The sequence below is a fragment of the Shewanella sp. ISTPL2 genome, assembly GCF_013283205.1.
GTDB lineage: Bacteria > Pseudomonadota > Gammaproteobacteria > Enterobacterales > Shewanellaceae > Shewanella > Shewanella oncorhynchi.
The window spans coordinates 1511663-1537312 of record NZ_JAAPAV010000001.1; the positions used below are offsets into that span (position 1 = coordinate 1511663).

General features: G+C 44.8%; 19 protein-coding genes. 10 read left to right on the forward strand and 9 right to left on the reverse strand.

Annotated elements, in window-relative coordinates; translation table 11 throughout:
* Positions 1 to 143: 143 nt before the first annotated feature.
* Positions 144 to 872 carry a DUF3334 family protein gene (locus HUB64_RS06815; protein WP_028760052.1) on the forward strand — a complete coding sequence of 243 codons (729 nt, stop codon included), beginning with the start codon at positions 144 to 146 and terminating at the stop codon, positions 870 to 872.
* Between the two features lie 104 nt (positions 873 to 976).
* Positions 977 to 2023 (forward strand): LacI family DNA-binding transcriptional regulator, encoded by a 1047-nt coding sequence (locus tag HUB64_RS06820; RefSeq protein ID WP_028760051.1) that lies wholly within the window; start codon positions 977 to 979, stop codon positions 2021 to 2023.
* A 112-nt stretch (positions 2024 to 2135) separates the two neighbouring features.
* Here the strand turns inward: HUB64_RS06820 and HUB64_RS06825 are convergent, their stop codons facing one another.
* Positions 2136 to 2762 carry a PolC-type DNA polymerase III gene (locus tag HUB64_RS06825; RefSeq protein ID WP_173496662.1) on the reverse strand — a complete coding sequence of 209 codons (627 nt, stop codon included), beginning with the start codon at positions 2760 to 2762 and terminating at the stop codon, positions 2136 to 2138.
* 219 nt (positions 2763 to 2981) lie between these two features.
* On the opposite strand from HUB64_RS06825, the gene HUB64_RS06830 reads away from it, so the two are divergent.
* The gene (locus HUB64_RS06830; RefSeq protein ID WP_173496663.1) at positions 2982 to 4139 is read left to right on the forward strand and encodes a cupin domain-containing protein; all 1158 of its coding nucleotides are present in this window, start codon (positions 2982 to 2984) and stop codon (positions 4137 to 4139) included.
* A 272-nt stretch (positions 4140 to 4411) separates the two neighbouring features.
* Here HUB64_RS06830 and fadE read toward each other — a convergent pair whose 3' ends face one another.
* Positions 4412 to 6859: an acyl-CoA dehydrogenase FadE gene (fadE, locus tag HUB64_RS06835; protein WP_028760048.1), complete on the reverse strand. Its 2448-nt coding sequence runs from the start codon at positions 6857 to 6859 to the stop codon at positions 4412 to 4414.
* Between the two features lie 244 nt (positions 6860 to 7103).
* Between fadE and HUB64_RS06840 the strand changes: the two genes are divergently transcribed.
* Complete coding sequence (locus HUB64_RS06840) at positions 7104 to 7883, forward strand: class II glutamine amidotransferase (protein WP_113939616.1); 780 nt, start codon at positions 7104 to 7106, stop codon at positions 7881 to 7883.
* Positions 7884 to 8230: 347 nt separating this feature from the next.
* Here the strand turns inward: HUB64_RS06840 and HUB64_RS06845 are convergent, their stop codons facing one another.
* Positions 8231 to 9022: a DUF3108 domain-containing protein gene (locus HUB64_RS06845; protein WP_105252420.1), complete on the reverse strand. Its 792-nt coding sequence runs from the start codon at positions 9020 to 9022 to the stop codon at positions 8231 to 8233.
* 215 nt (positions 9023 to 9237) lie between these two features.
* Positions 9238 to 9666 (reverse strand): MGMT family protein, encoded by a 429-nt coding sequence (locus HUB64_RS06850; RefSeq protein ID WP_173496665.1) that lies wholly within the window; start codon positions 9664 to 9666, stop codon positions 9238 to 9240.
* A 545-nt stretch (positions 9667 to 10211) separates the two neighbouring features.
* Here HUB64_RS06850 and def point away from each other — a divergent pair.
* The 3 genes from def to HUB64_RS06865 all read left to right on the forward strand — a co-directional run bounded on the left by def (position 10212) and on the right by HUB64_RS06865 (position 12363).
* A complete protein-coding gene (def, locus tag HUB64_RS06855; protein WP_173496666.1) occupies positions 10212 to 10703 on the forward strand; it encodes a peptide deformylase in 492 nt (163 codons plus the stop codon).
* Positions 10704 to 10933: 230 nt separating this feature from the next.
* A complete protein-coding gene (gene rhlP, locus HUB64_RS06860; RefSeq protein ID WP_173496667.1) occupies positions 10934 to 11779 on the forward strand; it encodes a rhombotarget lipoprotein in 846 nt (281 codons plus the stop codon).
* 143 nt (positions 11780 to 11922) lie between these two features.
* Positions 11923 to 12363 (forward strand): DUF4274 domain-containing protein, encoded by a 441-nt coding sequence (locus tag HUB64_RS06865; protein WP_173496668.1) that lies wholly within the window; start codon positions 11923 to 11925, stop codon positions 12361 to 12363.
* Positions 12364 to 12444: 81 nt separating this feature from the next.
* On the opposite strand, the gene HUB64_RS06870 is transcribed toward HUB64_RS06865, so the two are convergent.
* The 5 genes from HUB64_RS06870 to HUB64_RS06890 all read right to left on the reverse strand — a co-directional run bounded on the left by HUB64_RS06870 (position 12445) and on the right by HUB64_RS06890 (position 20717).
* Positions 12445 to 12654 carry a hypothetical protein gene (locus tag HUB64_RS06870; protein WP_168825107.1) on the reverse strand — a complete coding sequence of 70 codons (210 nt, stop codon included), beginning with the start codon at positions 12652 to 12654 and terminating at the stop codon, positions 12445 to 12447.
* 185 nt (positions 12655 to 12839) lie between these two features.
* On the reverse strand, positions 12840 to 13223 hold the full coding sequence (locus HUB64_RS06875; protein WP_113939623.1) for a VOC family protein: 384 nt from the start codon (positions 13221 to 13223) through the stop codon (positions 12840 to 12842).
* Between the two features lie 142 nt (positions 13224 to 13365).
* Positions 13366 to 15537, reverse strand: coding sequence for an alpha-amylase family protein (locus HUB64_RS06880; protein WP_173496669.1), 2172 nt, complete (start codon positions 15535 to 15537; stop codon positions 13366 to 13368).
* A complete protein-coding gene (locus tag HUB64_RS06885) occupies positions 15534 to 17774 on the reverse strand; it encodes a glycoside hydrolase family 13 protein (RefSeq protein ID WP_254451401.1) in 2241 nt (746 codons plus the stop codon). Before HUB64_RS06885 ends, HUB64_RS06880 begins: the two co-directional genes overlap by 4 nt.
* Before the next feature lie 120 nt (positions 17775 to 17894).
* Positions 17895 to 20717, reverse strand: a complete 2823-nt coding sequence (locus HUB64_RS06890) for a TonB-dependent receptor (protein ID WP_173496670.1) — start codon at positions 20715 to 20717, stop codon at positions 17895 to 17897.
* A gap of 495 nt (positions 20718 to 21212) precedes the next feature.
* Between HUB64_RS06890 and HUB64_RS06895 the strand changes: the two genes are divergently transcribed.
* The 3 genes from HUB64_RS06895 (at position 21213) to HUB64_RS06905 (ending at position 25606) form a co-directional block, all read left to right on the forward strand.
* Positions 21213 to 22835, forward strand: a complete 1623-nt coding sequence (locus HUB64_RS06895) for an alpha-glucosidase family protein (protein ID WP_173496671.1) — start codon at positions 21213 to 21215, stop codon at positions 22833 to 22835.
* A gap of 141 nt (positions 22836 to 22976) precedes the next feature.
* Positions 22977 to 24248: a sugar MFS transporter gene (locus tag HUB64_RS06900; RefSeq protein WP_173496672.1), complete on the forward strand. Its 1272-nt coding sequence runs from the start codon at positions 22977 to 22979 to the stop codon at positions 24246 to 24248.
* A 143-nt stretch (positions 24249 to 24391) separates the two neighbouring features.
* Positions 24392 to 25606 (forward strand): RsmB/NOP family class I SAM-dependent RNA methyltransferase, encoded by a 1215-nt coding sequence (locus HUB64_RS06905; RefSeq protein WP_131524969.1) that lies wholly within the window; start codon positions 24392 to 24394, stop codon positions 25604 to 25606.
* Positions 25607 to 25650: the final 44 nt, after the last annotated feature.

The window sequence follows — 25650 nt, forward strand, 5'->3', positions numbered from 1 at the left end:
TTTATCTGATCTATTAAATATCAATAAGTTAGCGTTATGTTAATTTTACCATCTTGCTATATTAGGCTAATCAATTGTTTTAATTTTGATTTTTTACGCTTTTACGCGCAAGATTAATTCATTATTCAGTTTGAGAATCGATTATGACCACAAATACTATCGTAACGTCGGATGATATTTTACTGAAGTTATGCCACTCAGTTGCCCACGTCCTCTCTAGCACCAGTGCCAGCAATGTTACCCATGCGGGTATGGTACAAAGTATTGCGCGTACTCGTCTTAAACCTGATCTCGGTTGTTTCTCGATTTTTGATGGTGGTTTTTCAGGCCTAGTGGTGATTAACTTTTCAGCTTCGGCGGCGATTGAAATCTACCGTCGCTACATGCTGAACATGGGTATGCCTGAGTCTGAGCTCGCGTTTTCGCATACGTCAGATGAAGTGAGTAACGTGATGGGTGAGTTGATGAACCAAATCTTAGGGGATTTTATTAATAAAATTTCAAAAGAATTGCAAACGTCAATCAGCCAAAGCCAGCCAAAAATGTTGACGATTAATAAAGAGTTAACCATATCAATCGACGCTAACTTAGACGATGCGGTTGCCCGCAGAGTGTCGTTTAGGACTGAAAATAACCATATTTTTTACCTCGAGTTTGCCATGGACAAAACCGAATTCATTCGCTTAGATGAATTTGTCTACGATGAAGAATTCGATCCCGATAGTCTGTTAGAGCAGCACAGTTCGATTGGGGGAAATAACGACTCAAATTCGAATGTTTCGCCTTGGGTTAAGATGGCCGATAAACCCGCCATTGCGACTCGTGCCATTGATAATGAAGCCGATGATTTGCTCGATCAGCTCGGCATTTAAGCAGAGTCTCTAATGTAAGACGGATGTTAACGCATTCGTCTATACAAGTGGGTGGAACTGTTTTAGTATCGACGCAAAATAATAACTAAGGTTAAATCCTCTTTATGGCATCGAAAGCGACCTCGATTGATATTGCTTATCGTGCTGGCGTATCCCAGTCAACGGTTTCCCGTGCCCTTAGAAACAGCCCGCTAGTCAATTTAGAAACTCGCCAACGTATTCAAACCATTGCCAAAGAGCTGAATTATAAGGTCGATAAAAATGCCAGCAATCTTCGCACCCAAAATAGCCATACCTTAGCGCTGTTATTGTGTGAAGACCCCACCAACGATGACTCGTTAATCAATCCTTTTTTCCTGTCTATGCTTGGCTCCATTACCCGAGCAACGGCGCAGCAAGGTTATGATTTATTGGTTTCTTTTCAGCAATTGTCCAGCGATTGGCACGCCGATTATGAAGACAGTAATAAAGCTGACGGCATTATTTTGCTCGGTTACGGCGACTACATGGACTACGAGCAAAAGTTGGAGCGATTGCTCGCGCAGAATACTCATTTTGTGATCTGGGGTGCTGAGCATAACAATAAGTCAGTACTATCGATTGGTTGTGATAATCATCAAGGCGGCTTGATTGCAACAGAGCACTTGATTTCCCTTGGTCGTAAAACTTTTGCCTTTTTAGGCGATGCCTCGAGCCACAGCCCTGAGTTTAGGGACAGATATTTAGGCCATGTGAAAGCGCTGCAAATGGCGAATATTGCAGTCGATCACACTAAGCAAGTGTCGGCAATTAGCACTGAAAGTGCTGGTTACGATGCGGCTATGGCATTGATGGCCAAAGGCGCACAGTTTGATGCTATTTTTGCTGCTAGCGATCTGATTGCCATTGGTGCTATTCGTGCGCTGAAAGAGAAGGGCATTTCAGTTCCAGAGCAAGTGGCCGTCGTGGGATATGATGATATTCCGGTGGCGAGTTTTGCCAATCCGCCATTAACGACCATTAAGCAGAACACCCAATTAGCCGGTGAAATCTTAGTCGACAGTGTACTCAAACTTATCCGCGGACAAGAGGTGAGTGCGCAGCTTATTCCGACGACCTTAGTGGTTCGCAGTTCCTGCGGCATTGATAGCGCGCCGCTTAAGCCGTTATAGATGGGTCATTATTGCTAGGAGTGTTTTTTGCTGGCAAGTCGTTGAGCACTTAATTTGCTTATTGAAAAATCGCCGATAATCCTTGGATTTATCGGATTTTTGCTTTTTGGGATCACTTAACCGCATATTGACGTAAAAACTTCGGCACATCTGCTTTGGTTTTCTTGGCGATTTTTTGCAGTAACTCGAAGGTGGGAGCATTGAGACCGAACTCTTGCTGAAGGTCTGCCAGCATTGCCAGCCACAAATGGCCAGTCATCTCAGCATCGGCTAAGGCGCGGTGAAAGGTGCCATCGCTTGGTAACTGTTTATAGCGCACTAAAGTACCTAACTGATGATTCGGCGCCGCTTGATACAAACGTCTCGCCACCAGCAAGGAACAGCCAAATTGTCCAAGATAACGATGGCGAATTTGAGCAAATTCCGCGTCTAAAAAGCGCTGATCAAATGCCGCATTGTGGGCGACTAAGTTATGATCGGCGATAAAGTCGGCAAAACGCGCCATCACTTCATTGCAGGGCGCTGCATCCCTGAGCATTTGATTGCTGATCCCTGTGTAGTCCTCAATAAAACGACTTATTCTAAATCCTGGGTTCATCAACTCTGAAAATCTTTGGGTGATCACGCCGTTTTCAATCAGCACAGCTCCGATTTCAATCGCGCGGTCCCCTTGATTGGGCGATAGCCCCGTGGTTTCAAAGTCGAGCACGACCAAAGTGTTAGCTGCAGATGTAGGCATAGATCTTACATGGACTCTATAAATGATGTGTCAGCATTGCCGTCTTTGACAGTGCAACGCTTTTAGATAAGCCGATTGTAATTCAATACGTTAGTAAATTCACTATCACATTGACGCTGATAAAAGACTTAATGCTTTGTTGATCCGGTCGAGCTTTCTTGGTTTCGCTTCCTGTTAGCATTTACCTCTATGAATAACAGTTTGGTTTGTGAGCGACCCATGCAACTCGATATTAATGGCTTAACACCCGCGCAATTTTTAGCAGAATATTGGCAGAAAAAACCTTTGGTTATCCGCCAAGGATTCAAACATTTTCAAGATTTAATCTCGCCCGAAGAGTTAGCCGGCTTAGCCATGGATGAGCTGGTGGAATCTCGGCGAGTGTACCAACAGGCAGGGCAATGGCAGGCTGAATTTGGCCCTTTTGATTCCTACGATCATCTCGGTGAACGGGATTGGACTTTGATCGTGCAAGCATTGAACAACTGGGTGCCCGATGCAGAAGCCCTGATCCAATGTTTTGATTTTATTCCGCGCTGGCGTTTAGATGATGTGATGGTGAGTTTTGCCACTCCTGGCGGTGGCGTGGGGCCGCATATCGATCTGTATGATGTGTTTATTTGCCAAGGTTCGGGACGTCGCCGCTGGCGCGTGGGCGATCTGGGGCCGCACAAAGAGTTTGCCGCCCATCCCGCTTTGCTGCACACAGAAGCCTTTGAACCGATTATCGATACTGAGTTGTTGCCCGGCGACATCCTTTATATTCCCCCTGGATTCCCCCATGACGGCATAACCTTAGAACAGTCTTTAAGTTTTTCAGTTGGTTATCGTACAGCTTCCGCCAAAGATATGGTAAGTGCTTTGGCCGATCATCTGTCTGAGCAAGATTTAGGCACACAGCAGATTGAAGATCCAGACCGCGAGCAGACAACGCGCAGTGGTTGTGTTGATAATCGTGATTTAGCGCGGTTACGCACGCAACTGACTAATATGTTAACCGATGAACTGGTGAGCGAGTTTTCGGGCCGCTATTTAACTCAATCTAAATGCGCCCTCGATTTACCCGATGAGCCATTGGACATCACGCAAGACGAAGTGCTCGCTTGGCTCGATGAGCAGCCGCTTATTCGCCTCGGCGGACTGCGTTGTTTGTATTTTGATATCAATGTGGGACAAGGCGTTGTCTATATTAATGGTGATAAGTATCAGCTCTCTGCCGAATTGGCCGCGGTGATCCCACTCCTGTGTGATAGCAATCAGTTAGATAAAACCGCCTTAGCCCCCTGGTTAGCCGATGCCGATTTGCTTACGCAGCTGACTGAGTGGGTGAACCTCGGTTACTGGTACTTTGAAGACCTGAGTGATGAAGAGTGTTAAGGCTGAATTAGATCTAAAGCCTTACAGGTTTAAAAACTGAACAGTTTTTAAAGTGGCATGTCAGCGACTTACTGACATGGTATTCTTTTATCAATGGATTGATAGTAATGTCATTTGCATAGTACTGTTCAGTCATACTGAGCAATGAAAGCATTGGTCAAAGTCGAGGTCGTAACTCAACCAAATTCACTTAGTTGTGGCACGCCCTGCCATCGGAATAAAAAAGGAGGCTAATTAGCCTCCTTTTTGTGGTTTAAATCTTACTGAGTGGATTACGCAGCACGTTCCTGTGAAGTGGTTGAAACCACTTCTGGACGCAGTTCTGCTGGGTCAAAGTCATCAACGTTGATTGATTTCATTCGACCAATTTCCGCTCTTTCCAGTAATTGCACTTCGGCATCGCTTAACACACCTAAGGCTTTACCTTCGGCGGCAACTTTATCTAACCACATAAATGGTAGACGTTTACCACTGGCTTTACAGACTTTGTCATGCAGCGGTTCAGACGCGATGATGTCGAGTAGTGTTTGTTCTTGGATCCCCACAGCATTGTGCTCAGAGTTAGTCCAGAACTGACCTTTACCTAAACGGTTACGGCTTTCACACGGTGTTTGCATGATCTTAGCGACTTTATGATCTAACACATCGCTTGGGCGTTTCAGTGGACGACCGAATGGGAACATCACCACACGTAACGCGCCGCCAAGGCCCATAGGGAAGTTATCCAGTAAATCGTCTAAAGAAGCTTGCAGCTTGTACAGCGCATCTTCAACTGCCCATTGTACTAATGGCAAGTCGTCGGTTTGACGGCCTTCATCTTCATAGCGTTTCAGCGTGGCTGATGCCAGATACAGTTGACTCAGTAAGTCACCTAAACGGGCAGAGATACGTTCTTTACGTTTAAGGTTACCACCCAAGGTTGCCATGGCTAAGTCAGAGAGCAGGGCAAGGTTGGCACTGAAACGGTTCATCTGTTGATAATAACGCTTGGTTTTATCTGAATAAGGCGCGTTAGAGAAACGGCTTGATGTTAGACCTAACCAGAAGCTACGGATGAAGTTACTGGTCGCGAAACCAATGTGACCAAAAATAGCTGCATCGAAGTTAGCTAAACCTTGACCCGATTCAGTATCAAACGCAGACTCCATTTCTGCGAGTACATACGGATGGCAACGAATTGCGCCTTGGCCGTAGATGATCATAGAACGGGTAAGGATGTTTGCACCTTCAACAGTAATTGCGATAGGCGCAGCTTGGTAGCCACGGCCTAAATAGTTATTGGGGCCAAGACACACACCTTTACCACCGTGAATATCCATGGCATCGATAACGCATTTCTGCATTCTGTCTGTCAGGTGATATTTCACAATCGCAGAGATAACCGACGGTTTTTCACCTAGGTCGATACCTGTAGTGGTCAACGTGGTTACCGCATCCATCAGATAAGCGTTACCGCCGATGCGTGCCATTGGCTCTTCGATACCTTCAAGCTTGCCGATAGGCAATTTGAACTGACGACGAATGCGAGCATAGGCCCCTGTTGCCAGCGCTGCGGTTTTCACGCCGCCAGCTGAGTTTGATGGCAGTGTGATACCACGGCCCACAGATAAACATTCCACCAGCATGCGCCAGCCTTGACCAGCCATTTTCGGGCCGCCAATGATGAAGCTTAATGGTACGAATACTTCGTTGCCGCGAGTCGGACCGTTTTGGAACATGCAGTTGAGCGGGAAGTGACGACGACCCGTTTCTACTCCTTCCACATCGGTAGGGATCAAAGCACAGGTGATGCCGAGTTCTTCTTTATCGCCAAGGAGATGCTCTGGATCGCGCAGTTTAAAGGCTAAGCCTAATACTGTCGCGACAGGGGCTAAAGTGATGTAACGCTTGTTCCAAGTCAGCTTCATCCCCAGAACTTCTTCACCTTCCCATTGGCCTTTACACACTATACCAAAGTCAGGAATAGAGCCTGCATCGCTACCTGCTTCTGGGCTGGTCAGAGCGAAACAAGGGACTTCTAAGCCTTTGGCTAAACGCGGTAAATAATGGTTTTGCTGCTCTGGCGTGCCGTAATGTTGCAGAAGCTCTCCAGGGCCTAAAGAGTTAGGTACGCCAACAGTTGAAGCCAACTCACTGCTTAACCCCGCCAGTTTTTGTAACACACGAGATTGGGCATAAGCTGAATATTCTAAACCGCCGTATTTTTTCTTAATGATCATGGCGAAGAAACCGTGATCTTTCAGATATTGCCATACGTCGGCAGGCAGATCGGCAAGTTGATGTGACACTTGGTGTTGATTCACCATGCGGCACACTTCTTCAACAGGGCCATCGAGGAAGGCCTGTTCGTCTGCACTTAAACGCGCAACTGGGTAGTTATGGAGTTTTTTCCAGTTCGGGTTACCCGCAAACAGATCCGCTTCCCACCAAGTGGTGCCGGCTTCAATCGCTTCTTTCTCTGTTGAAGACATTTCCGGCATGATGCCGCGATATACCTTCATCAGTGGACGACTGATCACATTTTGTCTAAATGCACTGATATTTAACGGCAGCGCGATCACGAGGAAAACGATCCAAGAGATAGGGCCGACAACATCGAGTGTCCATCCTGCTGTCATCACAACAGCGGCTGTAATAGTGGCAGTGAGCAAAGATACCCGAAGGTAAGCTAGGGCTCCTAGCACTAAGATCATGGCGATGATCCAAAGTAGGGTAGTCACTGTAATTCTCCTTAAATATGACCGAGTGCCAACCACAGGTCATAGAGTGTTTTATTGATTGCGATCACAATTATAGTTTGTGGTCAGACCTGTGTCGCATAAAAGTTAAACCTAAGAGAATTTTAATACAAGTATTTTTCAAACAATTGTTTAAATTATTTGTCAGCTTTGATCATTCCACAAATGTCATCAACTAGTTACAATGCCAATAAGTAGTTTTTTTGATTGATGATAGGCGAGAAATATGTGCGAGTTACTGGCGATGAGCGCCAATGTGCCGACCGATATTGTGTTTAGTTTTACGGGATTAGCACAACGTGGTGGTGTAACCGGTCCCCACGTGGACGGCTGGGGTATTACTTTTTACGAGGGGAAAGGCAGCCGTACTTTTAAAGATGCTTGCCCGAGTAGCGAATCGCATATTGCAAAATTGATCAAATCCTACCCGATTAAAAGTGAAGTGGTGATAAGCCATATTCGGCAGGCTAATCGCGGCTGTGTGTCTTTAGAGAATACTCATCCTTTTACCCGCGAATTATGGGGACGTTATTGGACCTATGCCCATAATGGGCAATTGACGGACTATCTGCCCAAGTTTCATGTCTCGCGCTATCAACCCGTAGGCGATACCGATAGCGAACTTGCTTTCTGCTGGATTTTGGAACAAGTCGCCCAGAAGTTTGGCGGTACTAAACCTGAAGATATGTTGGCAGTTTTCCATTACGTCGCAACGTTGGCCGAGCAAATCCGTGCGTTAGGTGTGTTCAACATGATATTGAGCGATGGCGAGCATTTAATGAGCTATTGCAGTAATAACTTATGTTACATCACTCGCCGCGCGCCGTTTGGTAAAGCGAAACTTATCGATACCGATGTGGTGATTGATTTTGATAAGGAAACTACCGCCCATGATGTGGTGACTGTGATTGCGACTCGCCCTTTGACCGAAAATGAACAGTGGCGCGTTATGCAGCCGGGTAACTGGAAGCTGTTCAGATTGGGTGAGCTGTTAATCGATCTCTGATGTGATACCACTGAGCTAAATAATGAGGGCAAGCGGATTTACGGTTGACTTTGTTTTGTTCAGGTCACTTTATTAAAAAGTTCGAGTCAGTATCTAACATACCTTCTAGCAATCAGTGATGAACCATTAGCCATGAACATTAACTGAACTTAGAGGTAGGCCCTAAGTTCAGTTAGATATAGTTCAGTTAAATATAGTTCGGTTAGATATAGTTCGGTTAGATATTAGTTCGGTTAGATATTAGTTCGGTTAGATATTAGTTCGGTTGGGCTTTAGTTCAGTATTGTGAAGCTAAGGCTTTGTATCATTGGGTTAAGTTTATACATCTTAACTCAATGCCTTACCGATTAACCTTCAGTCGTGCCGAGCAGTTTAGGCACTAGCGGTTTCTCTGCAATGTCTGCTGGTATGGTTTCTTGGTGCGGCACTTCATCGAAGTGATATTTAAGTAACTTAATATCGAGCTGCTTACTGCCTTTTTCAAAGTGAGTTAACCGCACGGGCAAATACGCTAAGTCAGGCGCCATCCAGAAGAAGGTTTGACGTTTTTTATTGTCACGCACGACTTCGATTTTGACTGTGTCGTAACTGCCGCTGTCGATGTTCATTCGTTCTTTACCGATCACATGAAACTTGTATTCATCGACTTCGTTGTCCTTGACCATCTTATAGTCGAGCACTTCTTTGCCCGCCATCATATCTAGCCTAAATTGCAACTGCACCATAAGAGGATCAAAGATTTTATCATCATAGGGAAACTTGCCTTTTTCATCTTTGTAACGGGTATGAATAAAGCCTTGAGCTTTGGCGAATGCGGTTTGCTCCGTGTAATTAGGCCCGACACCTTGGCGTTGTTGTAAGTAACGCAAAGGACTGAGCTGCGTATCATTTTGAGTAAATTCACTCAAGATGTGACGCACATCGGTTAACAATAACAGGCTGAGATCGCTATCAAAACGATACTTAAACACGCCATCTTCGGGATTGGGTAGCGTGTATTTGGCTTTTCCTAATTCAATGTCTCCATAGTTGACTTGGTATTCGGCCGTCTGCGGTGTTAGCGGCGTTGGCGCTGCCATGGCAAACATACTTTGAGTGAGGACGGTAAAACTCACTAATAATGTGGGAATGGTACGCAAAGAATGCTCCTTGGGTCGCAGGTTTTCACCTTGTATCACTACAGAATGGTCGGTAGTGGTTGATAAAAAAGTGTCGAGTAGCATGCTTACTTACACAGTTCTGGGTCAATCAGTTGAGTATAAATCAATTATCGGATCGACTGTAAGCAGGTTATAGCCGAGGACGACGTTTCTGTAAATAGAGATGTAAATAGTTTATGGATCAATATATTAAACTAAAATGGCATTGCCATGACTAAAGTCACCAGATCCGGGCGCCACTCGTATTCAGACAAACTAATTTTGCCGCAGTTCACTGTTATCCCTTCAATTCTTAACAATTCCATCTGTTCTTGAAAGAAGGTTGAATTTTTCTCGAAGGATATTTTGCCTTGACTATTGAGTACCCTATGCCAAGGGAGTGACAAATGTTCGGGAGCTGCTTTCAGCGCTTTTGACACATAACGCGCTCGTCCCGGTAATCCTGCATAATCGGCTATTTTGCCATAGCTGCTGACTTTACCCTGCGGGATCATGGCGACGATATGCCAGATTTTCGCCATAGGAGACAAGTCCACTGCTTGGGGCTGTTTTCTCGCTACACTCTGTTTATCTTGTTCAAGGTATTGATACAGTGGTGATTTTTCTTTAGGAAACGATGCCATTGAATTGTTAACCCTCAGCTTAATGGTATTGATACCAATCACATTAAATATCTAATCAGTTCAAAGCCTCACAGGTATTTAAATCTCAGGCGCATTGACGCAGAAATCGTTATTCTCTTTTAAGTCAATGCAACACCGGAGTGGGATACCTGTGAGGCTCCCAAAGGGCGGGTTTCAAAACGCTTTATACTGCGTTTAAGGCTTTCGACAGAGCACCACTATGCCTTCATGCCTTCGCCTTGTCTAAAGCGCGTTGAATTCTCGCTGAATGAACAGATATTTAATACGATTGGTATGACTCACAAAGAATCACTCTCAAAAACTTTTGCTTGATGAGTTCACGCTAGTGTAACGGTAAAGCGTGGCTTAGCGGTAGATGTGAGGGTATTTGGCATTTAAAGGATTAAGCACTTCTCGATATTTTTATCGGCTAGCTCGATTACTAACAAAATATTTAAACTGTTTTTAGCTTAAATGTTGTGTAAATGGTCAAATAGTCCATAATAGCGCCAATTTTTTTGACTCGATGAGAGAAGATAACTGGCATGGCTGTACTCGATATTCTAACTATTCCCGATGAGCGCCTTAAACGTAAAGCGCAACCTGTAAAAAATATTGAAGCTGTTCAGGGATTTATCGATGATTTAATCGAAACCATGTATCACACGGACGATGGTATCGGTTTAGCGGCAACGCAAGTCGGCAGTACAGATGCCATTATCGTGATCGATTTATCTGACGGTCGCGACCAGCCTTTAGTGCTGATTAACCCTGAGATTGTTGAAAAGTCAGGTGAGTTCGTCGGTGAAGAAGGTTGTCTGTCTATCCCAGGTTATCGCGCTAAAGTGTCACGTTTTGAAAAGGTTAAAGTGACCGCCTTAGACAGAACGGGCAAAGCTATCGAAATCGAGACCGATGAGTTTTTAGCCATAGTGTTGCAGCACGAAATCGACCATTTGCATGGCAAAGTATTTATCGAACATTTATCCATGCTAAAACAACAAATCGCCCTTAAAAAAGTGCGTAAATACGCTTAATTTTTGACTTAAGTTGTATTTTAGAAGGTGGTTTTACCTATTCACTAGCCGCATTTATAGTGCGGCTTTTTTGTATTTAAAATCTAATCAAAGAAGATTAATGCTGTGATATGTGAACATAACAGCTTGTTTTTACTCTGATGAGTGGATAAGGTAATCCAAAATCTGCATTAGTTGTGGGTTCAGTTTTCATCATTAACAGCAAGTGTATGTATACGGTAGGGAAACAAATGAAACTTAAGGTAATAGCCTGTGGTATAGCCTCATTCGCAATGCTTTCACTGGGTGGTTGTAGTGCATTTTTTAACGGTAATACTACTGAGAAAAATGCGGTATCAAGTAGCTTAGTTGAATATTTATACCCTGATGAGAAGAGTCGCCAAGCCCAGCAGCCATCCTTACCTGTGCTGCGTTTACCTATTACCGTCGGCATCGCTTTCTTGCCTTCGTCCCATTGGCAAGCCGATGCAATTGATAGCCGAACTCAGATGGCATTACTTGATAAGGTGAAAAAATCCTTTGTTAAATATGACTATATTGATCGTATCGAAGTGATCCCAAGTACCTATCTTAAAAATGGTAAAGGTTTTGAAACCTTGCAGCAGGTTGCTCGCCTGCATGATGTTGATGTTATGGCATTGGTTTCTTACGATCAATTGATGCAAAGCCACGAGAACAAGTCCGCCATTCTTTATTGGACTATCGTGGGCATGTATTTAATCCCCGGCAATGAAAATGCGATTCAAACCTTTGTTGATACAGCCGTTTTCGATATGCGTAGCCAGAAGATGTTATTTAGGGCGCCAGGTATTAATCAGTTAACTGAGAGTTCAACCGCTGTTGGCGTGACGACAACCCTAAGAGAGAAATCCTACGAGGGCTTTGATCTTGCGGTGAACGACATGATAGTCAATTTAGATGACGAGCTTGCCCGTTTTAAAACTCGGGTTAAGGAAGAGCACGTCGCCACCATAGAACATAAACAAGGTTACAGCGGCGGTGGCAGCTTATCGCTATTGACACTTTCACTACTGGGCATTTTTGCGGTGCGCCGTTTTACCATCTGCCGAGAATAGTTGAAATCATTTATCAGGGGTGAGGTGAACGACAAGGAGTTTCAATCTTTTGGCCATTCCTATTTCGGGCTTTGTATTAAGTTCTTATCACTCCTTTACCCTATGTTAAATGGGCTGATTGAAACATTAAGGACTTAAATATAATGACAGAAATTATTGATAGAATTGTTTATGAAATCGAGGATGTTGAAGAGGCGGTAAACCTTGTAAAAACTATCTCGTCAGCACATGAATTGTATGCCTTATTGGACCATTATAATTGGGATGATGGTAATGAGATTCCTATTGCAATTGCGGATCATCCATTATGCGAGTTAGCCATTGCCATAAAGCTATTTTGGCTTGCTGAAGCGATGGATTGGCTAGAAATGAATGAGTTAAATGAATTAATTCCAACAAATGATGTAATAGAACCTTATCAACAGGAACATTATGATTTCGCGGTCATGCTGACTAAGCGAATTTTAAGCGGTTATTATCAGGTAAAAACTGTTTCTCATACTGAAAAAATAACAAAGACGGCGCAATATTTTCTTAAGAAGCGTGGAGTGCCTGAGATTCTGTATCAACCTATTGTGGTATGAGTGTAGAGGTATACGAAGTTGTATTAGCCTCACCATTTATTTTGTAGCTATCTGTTCGTAAACATTTCTATAAACCCCAAATCATATCCTTACAAAATAGGGCAGTGCGATCAGGGCGATGCCGATAGCGATAAGTAACGCGAGATTGGTGACAAAATAGGGATAAATCATCAGGGTGAGGCCAACAACTAAAGGGATGGGGGCCGCTTGGCGTTTGCCATAGGTGAAAAAGCCAAGACCAAAGAGGCTAAAGACTAAACTCCATAGTAATAATGCTGGATTATCAAACATCTTGAGTTCCTAAATGGTTAGCCTAGGTAGGCTTTGACCTTATCACAGTGCCAAATTGGTCAATCGATTACTTAAACTATTGGTTAAACGGCTGCGTCGTTTTATTGAGTCTAATGCTGACTATCCCGTAGCGTAATTAAGCTTTATTCATCTTATTGCTGCGATGTTGCCTTATTTCACTCGTGCTATAGCTCATATAACTCTAAGGGTAAGCCGTCGGGATCGCTAAAGAAGGTGAATTTTCTGCCTGTGTATTCGTCAATGCGGACGGGTTCAACGGTAATGTGATGGCTATGAAGATGTTCGATGGCGGTTTCAATCGATGCTACGCGAAAGGCGAGATGCCTAAGTCCACAGGCTTCGGGATAGCTTGGTCGTTTGGGTGGATTATCGAATGAAAATAACTCAATTTGACTCTTATCGGCCAGTTGTAAATCAAGTTTATAGGACTTACGTGCCTCACGGAAATGCTCTGCAAGCACGGTAAGGCCAAGAATGGTTACATAAAAGTGTTTGGACTTTTGATAGTCGCTGCAAATAATCGCTGCATGGTGAATGCCGAGTAACATCGCTTTCCTTTGTGATTTTTAAAGGGTGATCAAATAAGATAGAAAAGTTTGAGAGTATACGGTTAAAAAAAGATAGCGTCACAGTTTAGCGTGACGCTATCGGTCGATTTCACTTTTTAGCTCACCTCGGCTTTTTGCTCGTTTAATCTTCCAGCTCGAATATGGCTGAAGACAGCGGTGCAAGTTGCATCTGAACTTGTCCTTCCCCTTGTTTGACAACCAACTGCGCTTTGTTGTCTTCCAGCAAATCCTTAAGTGGATAGGTCCCATCCGTTAACTGCCATTGGTCGATAAGTGGCTTTGGCAGCTTAAGGGATAATGGCTTTGCTTGGGTTTGATTAAAGTTATTCACAATAATCAGTTTTTGGCCCGTTTTATTGGCTGTATTTTCCTCAAAGCGCACAAAGGCAAAAGTGCTGTCATCATAACCCGTTGCACTGCCATGAGTATCCATTGTGGCGGTTTGTGCGCTGCGGTTGGCGGCATCGAGTGAGTAATATTCTCCTAAAAGTGCAGGTACATTTTTACCTGTGCTTAGGTTCAGTAATTTTTGATAATAAGCCCGCAAAGTGACTTCCTTTACGGTTGATTGTCCACCATCAAACTTGCCATTGTTCATCCAGCGCTGATGGGCGGGGACGCCAACATAGTCAAAAATACTGGTGCGTGATGCATGACCAAATCCTGGGTTGTCGATGGCTTCTTCTCCCACTTCTTGGCCAAAATACACTAACGTCGGTGAAGTGCCTATCGTTGCCGACACTACCATAGCGGGTAGGGCATAGTGTGGATTCACTGCTTGGGTTGCCGTGGGCTTATTTGTGTGTAGCGATGCTAAAAATGCCGCATTACCAATACGTTGCTCGTCGTGGTTTTCTAAAAAGTGCAGCATGTGAGATTCAATATCGTGCACTTTTTCCTGATCTGCCGCGATATTAGCTGTGCTGGTTTTACCCGCCATCACGGCTTTTAGGGTGTCGTAAAGATCGACCTTATCGTACAGATAATCCATTTTGCCAAGCTGAATATAATCTCGGTACAAGTTAGGGTTATAGACCTCGGCTAAGATAAAGGCATCGGGATTTGTGTGTTTTATCTGGCTGTTGAGATAGCTCCAAAACTCCACTGGCACCATTTCGGCCATATCATAGCGAAAGCCATCGACCCCTTTCGCTAGCCAGTATTGCGCAATCTGATTGAATTTAATCCAAGAGCTTGGGAGCTCGGCTAAGTGTTGTTGCCAAAAAGCGTAATGCTGCGCCTGCGTTAAAGTGGCGAAATTGGCTGGCAGGCGAGGGAAGTCATAGGTGCCATCGGGGCGTACGCCGTAATTGATTTTTACTGTTTCGTACCAATCATTGGCATCGGGCTTGGCTAAGCGTGAGCCATTGCCAGTCCATTTTGCGGGAAATTCGTTGAATTTTCCGTCACTTAATGGGTGAGCTTCTCCGCCCAGCGGTTTAAGATTTGCGGGTAGGCTTGGCACTTCAAAGGTATGCGCTTTTCCCTTTGCCCTCTCGAAGCCATTATTAACATCAACTTTATCAACGACGTAATAGAAGTTATTATTTTTGGCATACTCCAGACTGGTATCATCATCTTCGCCAAAATCGCGCACGCCTTGGGGTTTATTAACGGATTGATAATGGCGCGCCACATGGTTTGGCACGATATCGATAATCACCTTTAAGCCGTGGTGATGGGTACGGGCAATGAGCGCTTCGAACTCGGCTAAACGGTTGGCGGGATTGACCGCCAGATCTGGATTGACGTTGTAGTAATCTTTGACTGCGTAGGGTGAGCCCGCACGGCCTTTTACCACATCGGGATCATCTGCACTCACGCCAATCGCGCTGTAATCACCAATCAAGGCATGGTGGGGAACGCCCGTGTACCACACATGGGTAACGCCTAGGTCCTTGATGCTATTGAGTGCAATATCATTGATATCATTAAACTTGCCGATGCCATTGTCGGCAATCGTGCCCCAAGGTTTGTTGGTTGGATTTTTATTGCCATAAAGGCGAGTAAAGATTTGATACACCACAGGTTTAAGCGTCATAACCTCACTCTCAGACTTTGGCAGTAACTCATTATCAAGCGCCTGCATCGATGTATTTGCATTGGTCGAGACGCTAAAAAGCGAGGCAGTTAATAAAGAGGTACTGAATAGAGCGTTTAAACATAAGCTGAGTGATGACTGTCGGCGCTGCTGGGTTTTTGCCGCTTTGGTTATAAGTAAAGCCACTATGGGAAATTTAGCCTCTTCAGGGCACTGAGTCACTCGGGAATAGATAGGCGATAAAAAGCTCAAGACTGAATTCCTTTTAGGGTTGAGTTTTTGATTGGGTGAGTTGTTTGAGCCTGAGTTAAATCGCTAGCTGAGTAACTCATGTAATTAGAGGTTTGACGGCTAGGTAAGCCAGTATTTAGCTGCGGTCTGGCTTTAAGCTCAAGGATAGTGACACCTGCGTGGGGCAATGCTAGCGCTTGATTGAGTGAAACTGTGTTGCCACTGATAATATCTGTAGCGGCGCGGTTATCGCCAAGTACACTGGCAAAGCGGTTTACATCTAGCGTGACTGCTTTGTCATTTTTATTGTAAATCAACATGACTTTATCGGCTGAGGGCTGAGTACAGGCATTGTGTTGGGTTGGAGAATTGTGTTGAGTTAGTGACTTAAGTACTTCAGCTGTCTGTTCAGCTGATAATGGCACATTTAATATGCAGCGAAATTGCACATAGATGCCATCCTGCGGCACAAAGTGCAGTAAGTCGCCCGATTGTAGCGCTGGGGATTGTTTGCGGTAATTCAGTAGGGTTCGGACAAATTGCTGTGCTTGTCGCTGGGGTTCACTCAGCCCTTGGCCGGTAAAGGCGTTAGTGGCACTGTTGGCAAACCCGCCGGGGAAATCACTGCGCACAACGCCATCGTGACGGCCTTCTGTCGGGCTAGTCATTAACACTTCTGTACCGTAGAACAGCTGCGGAATGCGTTTGGCGGTCAGCACATAAGTGAGGGCCATCTTGTATAAGTCTATATTTTCTTTCACTAAACTGAAGATACGATTGGTGTCGTGATTGCCTTCAAATAGCACTAGCTTACTGGGATCAGCATACACAACATCGTTGGCTAACATCTCGTAAAGCTTAATAAAACCCGTATCCCAGGTTTCTGGCTCATTAAGGCTGGCAATCAATTTTTCGTATAGCGGGAAGTCCATCAAACTGGGTAAATCTGAGGTATAACCATCGTCATTGATTTTGCCCTTTTGCCAATAGGACACTGTGATGGGGTTTGCGGTCCATTCTTCACCCACAATATTAAAATGGGGGTATTCAGCCATCACGGCCTTAGACCATTTAGCAAGAAATGCTTTGTTGGCGTAGGAGTAAGTATCTTCACGTATCCCCGAAAGTCCTGCGTACTCGACCCACCAAATACTGTTTTGGATAAGATAGGTTGCCAGTTTTGGATTGCTTTGATTTAGATCTGGCATAGTGTCGGTAAACCAGCCGTCGACAAAATCAATATGATCTTGCGCTGCCGCGTAGGGATCTTGCACTGTCGTGCGCCTATGGCTGGTGAAACGGGGGCTGGTAACGCTGGATTTAATAGCACTGGATTTAGTATCGGCAGACTGCATCAAGTCAGGCTTGGATTTGCGATTATGTAGCTGCGTTTTTGTGGCATCGTTCAGCCAGTCTTGGCTAGGTAAATCGTTGAGCCACCAATGGTTAGAGCCGATATGATTCACCACAACATCTTTAATCACCCCTAGGCCAAGCTTGTTAGCCTTAGCGACTAAGGCTTTATAATCTTCGTTGCTGCCAAAGCGGGGATCGACGCGGTATAAATTGGTAATTGAGTAACCGTGGTATGAATACTGGGCTTGATTATTCTCAAGCAGCGGATTGATCCATAACTGAGTCACGCCAAGTTTTGCCAGATATGCTAAGTGCTGGCTGATCCCTGCTATATCGCCGCCATGGCGAGCATCGGGATAGTTGAGATTACTGGGAGAGTTAGCTGCGACTTGCTCTAACATATCGGCTTGATTGTCATTACTCGTGTCGCCATTGGCGAATCGGTCCGGCGTGATAAGGTAAATCACATCCTTATTGCTAAATCCTTGGCGCTCACGGCTGCCCTTAGCACGCCCTTGCAACGTATAGGGCAGGCGATAAAGAGGCGTGTCGGCTTTTGAAGCCGAGTCAGTGTTGGAAATTATTAGCTCAAAGGTTTGCGGCGCAGCTTGGGTCAGATCTAAATTGATAAACAGATAGTGAGGGTTATCAGTGTGCTCAAGGCTTTTAAGTGCGATGCCTTTTCCTTGTATATCAACCTTAATCTGCTGCGGTAAGCTTGGAAGTTCGCGGCTATACAGCATCAGCTGTAACTCAGGATTCTGCATTCCCGCCCACCAAAAAGCGGGTTCAAGCTTAACGTCCGTCGATATATCTTGCTCAAAGGTGTTTGCATAGGCCGTATTAAATGAAGAGCAAACCAAGCATAAATAAAGCGCAATCATTAGGTTTTGACGGATCATAATGTAAGCCTTTTAAAGAGAAATAAGTAAAACGTGCTGGCATGATGAATGTTAGAAATGCTGAAATCTACATAAGCAAAAGCCTGCTTCTTAATTGAAGCAGGCTTTATTTGGGGTAGTTTATAAAGAGTAACTTAACCCTAGGAAGTACTGTCTACCGAAGTATTGGATTGTTCCTGTCTGATGTTCTTCACCAAAATAGGTTTTGTTCGGTTCATCAGTTAAGTTATTAATTTGGAATAAGAACTTAAGTCCATTTTCCAGAGCGTATGAAGCTTGATAATCCACAATCGTTTCGGCATCGAAGAAAGCAAGTTGTGATTCAACAGCCACTTGTTCTGAAACATAGCTGCTACGATATCTCATGCTGACGCGAGTATCGAAACCGTCCAGAGTATAGAACAAGGTGGTGTTGAGTACGCTTTCTGATAAACCTGGTAATGGAATGGTTAAGTTTGAACCACTTAAATCTGTGGTAAATTCCACTTCACTGTCTGAATACGAGTAGCTGCCAGTGAAGCCAAGACCGCTGAGTGGCGATGGTAGGAAATCAAAGACTTGGGTATAACCTAACTCAACACCACGAATGTAGCCGCCATTGTCGTTGTTGATCGCAGTTTGATATTGACCTTCATCTTTCACTACTGGGAATTCAACACCATTATCGATAATAGTATCGGGGACGATAAATCCATTACCTTCAAAATCAAATGGTTGGATTGTAAAGTTGTTGATAAAGGATTTAATATCTTTGTAGAACAAGGCTACGACAACCGCACCTTCAGAATCTTCAAAATAGTGCTCGTAAGATAAGTCGTATTGATCTGCATAAAACGGATCGAGTAGAGGACTGGTGTTACCCCAAGCATTGTATTTTTTGTATCCCGGTGTAGCAGAATCGTCATACCAAGATCCCATGCCTGACTTTAGCTTGTCGATTGGAGGACGTGACATCACAGATGCTGCAGCAAAGCGCAGTTGATCATTTTCAGTGAGGTGGAAAGTTAAGTTGAGTGACGGTAAATAATCGGTATAGGTTTTACCTATCTCGTTACGGATATAATCGGTACTGATCACGCCAAGTTCATCAGTAATCGCTTCACCTAGACCATAGCCAACTTGTTGTAGACCTTTACTGCTTTGATCTGTTTGAACAACACGCACGCCCACGTTACCCGTGACTTTCATATCGCCTAAGTCAAACTCGAGATTACCTTGGACATAGCCAGCTAATACATCTTCATTGACCGAACCGCTTTGGATCATGGTCCAGTTATTAGACCAATTTGCTGTCGGGGTGAAAGGGGATTGTCCTGTTGCCGCTAACTGCGCGTTAACCAGCTCAATGGCTTTGTTAAAATCAACGGAAAGGAAGTTAGGGTAGCCTGATAATTCACCGCCAAAGTTGACGACATTTGTCATGTCAGTGTTCATTTGAAGCACCGGCTGGTTAGTTGGGTTTTTACCAAATTCAAAACCATAACCGGCTTGTGAACGTTGCGCATTAAACTCACGTTCTGAGTAGCGCAGACCAAAATCAATTGAAGTTAAGAAACCAGAATCTAATGCATAGTTAAAGTCTAACTTGTAAGCGACAAGATCATTTTGTTGATCGTATGGCCACATACCCACTTCTTTTAAACCCAAGGTAGCGGTATTGGTATAGTCGTTTGAAAAGCTGACATCGGCTGGGCTTAAACCATGTAGTTGATAATTAATTGATTCGGCTGAGCGTATTTCATTACCTATATCATCATATAAAACGGCACGAGTGCCGCCGTTGACGAACTCACCATCGGCTTTTGAATAGCTCACATCACCTGCGACAGTTAATGCGCCGCCATTGTTCCACTCAATATTGACTGAGCCTGATGTCAGTTCTGAATATTTTGAGTCGTTATCATTGATAACAAAAACGGCAAAGTTATCAGTACCATCAGTTGATACCGTTCCGCCTGTCATAGAACCATTTTCGACAACCGCATCACTAATAGTACCGTTTTTTAATGACTTAACGCGAAAGCCTCGGGCAAAGTTTTCGGAAGTGAATTTTGAATGGAATAAATCACTTTTTACACTGAGATTGTCTGTTGGTTGCCAATGGATAGCCGCCATATAACCATCACGTGTATCATCACCGCCTTTTTGCTGTAACTCAAAACCTTCACTGATTGATTCGGCAGCACCGTCGCCATTGACATCTTTTTTATCGTCGTTGAAACGTAAACCAATGAATTGACTGGCAACATAAGGTTGGTACAAATGGGCATAGCCTAGCGCCACACCGAGTGTATCTTCAAGGAATTTGCCTTGATAGGCAAAGCTAAGACGGTTGCCATATTGATCGGCATCGGAAATCTCATCCGCTCTGTCATTAAAACTGCCGCGAGCATTGATATTAAATGATTGGTCTTTGTCGCTTTTTAAGGGATCTGCGGTTTTTAATTCTACCGTACCGGCGACGCCACCTTCAATCAGCGAGGCTTTTGGTGTTTTATAGACGGCGGCTTGACTAATTAATTCGGATGGATATTGGTCAAACTCAATCGCGCGTTTACCGCCCGTTGTCACTTGTTCGTGTCCATTAAGCGTTGCAAAGACGAAATCACCATCAAGACCTCGAATATTGAGGCCGCTTGCTTGTCCACCAGTGCGCACTGCGGTCACGCCTGGTAAGCGAGTCAGTGCATCAGCGATTGACTGATCGGGAAGGGCGCCAAGATCATCTGCTGAAATCGATTCAGAGACGGTATCTCCAAAGCGTTTATCATTTAGTGATTTGATGACACTGGTTCTAAAGCCTTTAACTTCAATAACCTCAATAGCAGCTTCTTTTGCTTTTGCTTCCTTATCTGTGGTCACTTCATCTGCCGCATAGGAGTGCATACTGGCACCTGCGGCGATGAGCGCTAAGGTTAGCAAACTGGGTTTAAATCGCATCATATCTCTCTTCCCCTTGGAGTCGCTTTATCGCTTTGTAGAGCGTTTTATCGTTATCACCGCGTTATTTTTGCGGCCTTTTTTTGGTATATGGGCGCTTAATTGACTGCATAAGTGCTGCGTTTATGACCAAATTGTTATGCAACGGTGAAGATACTACTCCCGAGTTTCTTAGCTGAACAACAGAGTGCATACGTATTCAATACCTAGCAGAGTTAAGAATAGACTGTGATAGAGGGTGAACTCAGGGAATAAAATGATTTTATTTTGTAATCAAGTGACTGTTACTAAAAAGTAAATTTCATTGTGATGCCATGTGACTATTGGCTGCATCTTCTGCATACGTATGCAGGTGTATTGAACCTTATTTCCCTCTTCACGTATGCTCGGTAACACAAAAGAAGCCGCGATGACTTTACTCTGCAGTAACAAAACGATAACTGTTTGCTTGAGTGTGTTAGGGAAAGTTCGCTGTAGAATAATGATAAAGGGGCAACAATGAGTGAGTTAACGTGGTGGCGTGGTGCTGTGATTTACCAAATTTATCCGCGTAGCCTTTTAGATACCGATGGTGACGGCGTCGGGGATTTACGCGGCATTATCATAAAGCTGGATTACATTGCGAGTCTCAATGTCGATGCCATCTGGATTTCACCTTTCTTTAAATCTCCTATGGCAGATTTTGGCTACGACATCAGTGATTACCGTGAAATTGACCCTCTTTTTGGCACTATGCATGATTTCGATGAATTGATTGAAAAAGCCCACGGTTTAGGTATTAAGGTCATTATTGATCAAGTATTAAGTCATACCTCGGACCAACATGCGTGGTTTATCGAGAGCCGCGAAAACCGTTCGAATCCCAAGGCGGATTGGTATGTGTGGGCAGATCCTAAGGAAGACGGTACAGCGCCTAACAACTGGCTCGCGATTTTTGGCGGTTGTGCTTGGGAGTGGGAACCGCGCAGACAGCAATACTATTTACATAACTTCCTGCGTAGTCAGCCCGATATTAATTTCCATCATCCCGAAGTGCGCCAAGCTGTGCTGGATAACGTTGAATTTTGGCTTAAAAAGGGGGTAGATGGCTTCCGCTTAGATGCCATTACCTTCTGTTATCACGATGAACTGCTCAGGGATAATCCGGCAAAACCTAAGGATAAACGTCAGGGCCGTGGTTTCAGTGAAGATAACCCTTACGCATATCAATACCATTACTACAATAATGACCGTCCGCAAACCATCGCTTTTATTGAAGATTTACGAAAGCTCATCAATCGCTATCCAGGAGCGGTGACCTTAGGCGAAGTCTCTGCCGAAGATTCTTTGGCTGTAATGGCTGCCTACACTAAGGGCGAAGATCGCCTGCATATGGCCTACAGTTTTGAGCTGCTGACTGATGATTACAGCGCAAGTTATATTCGCCAAACCGTAGAGGCTTTGGAAGCGAGCATAGGTGATGGCTGGCCATGTTGGGCTATCGGCAATCATGATGTGCAGCGCGTAGCGAGTCGTTGGGGGCAAGGTAAGCAGAATTCAGACATGGTCAAAATGCTCAATGCCATGCTAAGTTCGCTGCGCGGCAGTATATGTAGTTATCAAGGTGAAGAACTCGGTCTAACTGAGGCGCCAATTGAATATCATGAGCTGCAAGATCCCTTTGGCAAAACATTTTGGCCTATGTTTAAGGGGCGTGATGGTTGCCGTACGCCAATGCCGTGGCAGCAAGGCGCTGACTTTAGTGGTTTTAGTGATGTTTCTCCTTGGCTGCCAATTGCACCTGCGCACCAAGCGTTAGCTGTGGATCTACAAGAATCTGATGCTGATTCTATGCTCAATGGTTATCGACGTTTTCTGGCTTGGCGTAAGTTACACCCAGTGTTAGTTGAAGGTGATATTAAATTTGTTGATACAAAGGAGCCCATTTTGGCCTTTGTTCGCACCTTAGGCGATATAAAAGTGCTCGTGGGATTCAATTTAGGTGATACCGAGGTCGAGTTTGATTTCTCTGCATTTGAAATCAGTGAGTCGCTGACGGGACACGGCCTTAAAACCGCACAAATAGAACACAATCAGCTGAAGTTTTCGGCATTTACCAGCTTTTATGCAGTGTTAAAGTGAAAATGATTCATTTTTATTCGGTTGAAGTGTTATAGATACGGGATCCCAAGCCCACAGTTCGATATAAACCCGCCCACGGGCACCATGGGGAATGTAACCTTAATTAGTTCCTGATAATAAAAACATACAGAGAGAATAACTATGGCGTCATCAATTAATACCGGTAGCTACACGAGCAGCACTGGCGAAAATGGGTCGGGCAGTTATCGTTTTGCCTTGATCTCATTGACTTCACTGTTTTTTATGTGGGGTTTTATCACCTGCTTGAACGATATTCTGATCCCGCATCTTAAAGCGGTGTTTTCACTGAATTATACTCAAGCCATGTTGATCCAGTTTTGTTTCTTCGGTGCTTATTTTCTAGTCTCAATCCCTGCGGGTAACTTAGTGAAAAAGCTGGGTTATCAAAAGGGAATTGTTACAGGTCTCGTGATTGCAAGTATTGGTTGTGCGCTGTTTTATCCTGCGGCGGCCCTCGCTACTTACAACTTGTTCCTCGGTGCATTATTTGTTTTGGCATCCGGCATCACAATCCTGCAAGTGGCAGCCAATCCTTATGTCAATGCCTTAGGCAGTCGCGAAACTGCGTCGAGTCGTTTGAATTTAACGCAAGCGTTCAACGCCTTAGGCACAACGGTTGCGCCGTTTTTTGGTGCTATGTTAATTCTTTCTGTCGCCAGTTCAGTATCAGGCGATTTAGCCCAAGCGAGCGCTGAAGCAGAAGTGGTTAAACTGCCATACCTGTTACTTTCTGGCGCCTTGGCAATTTTAGCGCTGATTTTTGCGAAGTTAGATTTACCTGTGATCCGTGAGCATGATGAAAGTGTTCAAGGTGAAGTTCAGACCCATCTAGGTAAAACCAGTGCCTTACAAAGCAAGCACTTAGTGCTCGGCGCTGTGGGTATTTTCGTGTATGTCGGCGCAGAAGTGTCTATCGGTAGCTTCTTAGTCAGCTTCTTAGGTGAAAGCCATATTGCCGGTATGCCAGAAGCCGAAGCCGCCCATTACATCGCCTATTATTGGGGCGGCGCTATGGTGGGACGTTTCATTGGCTCTGTGGTGATGCAAAAAGTACCGGCAGGCTCAGTACTTGCATTTAATGCTTTTATGGCGGCGCTACTTGTGGTTGCAGCGATGACAACCAGTGGCAGCATTGCCATGTGGGCAATCCTTGGGGTGGGGTTATTTAACTCGATTATGTTCCCAACGATCTTCAGCTTAGCGCTTCGTGATTTAGGTCCACACACTTCACAGGGCAGTGGCATTCTGTGTTTGGCGATTGTGGGCGGCGCGATTTTGCCTTTATTCCAAGGCATGTTAGCGGATAATCTTGGCGTTCAGCTTGCCTTTATTCTGCCCGTGATTTGTTATGGTTTTATCCTGTTCTACGGGGCTAAAGGCTCAAAAATGTAATGGATTAAACTGACTGTGGCAAAAAAGCGATCTTAGGATCGCTTTTTTTATGGCTTTAACCTTAACTCGGCGCCAGCGCGCTTGCGTATTAGGGCCTGACCTCCTATGATCCTCCGGTTTTATCATTCATGGTGACCTTTTAAATGTTGAATTCTCCGCTTTCTGCCAGCTCGAACGAATTAGTGATCAGTATCTTAACTATGGTGCTGAGCCAAGGAAAACCCTTAGATCGGGCCTATTCTCAGCATTTTTCTGGGTTGCAATTGGTACCCGCCGAACAGGCGCGTATCGCATTAACGACGGGTGATATCCTACGTCGTTTAAATTTATATTGTTATCTGGCGGAAATCAGCCCAGATGAGATGGAGCGTTTTGGCTCTAAATTGCTTAATGCCTGGCATTTATTCCACGGGCTTGAATTGCCTAAAATGCAATATTCGCTGCAAGTTGATGAGGTGCGTTTAGCTGAGCGTATCGAGCAAGCGAAAACTAAGCCTGTGTTGTGGGATGGTTGCCCTGAGTGGCTCGATGTTATGGGCCGTGAGCAACTAGGTGAGTCTTGGGAAAAAGAGCGCGCCGCGTTAAGTACTGCGCCGAAACGTTTTTTACGCGCTAACGGCCTTAAGGTGACTCGTGATGAACTGGCCGCTAAGCTTGCTGCCGAGTTTGTGAGCACGCTCTGTGTTGATGGGGTCGATTCAGCCCTTGAAGTGACCTCCGATTCAGCCTTGTTCCGTACCCAAAGCTTTAAAGATGGCTTATTCGAGCAGCAGGATGCGGGCTCTCAGCGCGTAGCTGCGGCGCTTGATGCCAAGCCAGGCATGAAAGTTATTGACGCTTGCGCAGGCGCGGGCGGTAAAACCTTACACATAGCTGCGCAAATGCAGGGTAAAGGACGCTTGTTGGCCATGGATGTGGAGCAATGGAAACTCGACAAACTTAAGGAACGCGCCCGTCGTAATGGGGCACACAATGTCGAAACCCGTGTTATCGCCAGCAGTAAAACCATTAAACGCTTAAAGCTCAGTGCCGATAGAGTATTGCTTGATGTGCCTTGCTCTGGTTTGGGTGTATTAAAGCGTAATCCCGATGCAAAATGGCGTGATACCGTAGAGCGTTTACCCGTGTTAATGGAACTGCAAAAACACATTTTGAGCAGTTATAGCCGCATGGTCAAAGTCGGTGGCATAGTCGTCTATGCGACTTGTTCTATCTTCCCTTGCGAGAACCGCGGTCAAGTGGATGCGTTTTTAGCCGAGAACCCCAACTTTCGCCTGATTGAGGATGAAAGTATCAGCCCAGCCGATAGCGGTTTTGATGGCTTTTACCTTGCCAAACTTGAACGTATTCAAGAATAAAGCATTGCTTTTTAGACTAAAGTAAACCTTTTACCGCGCAGGTA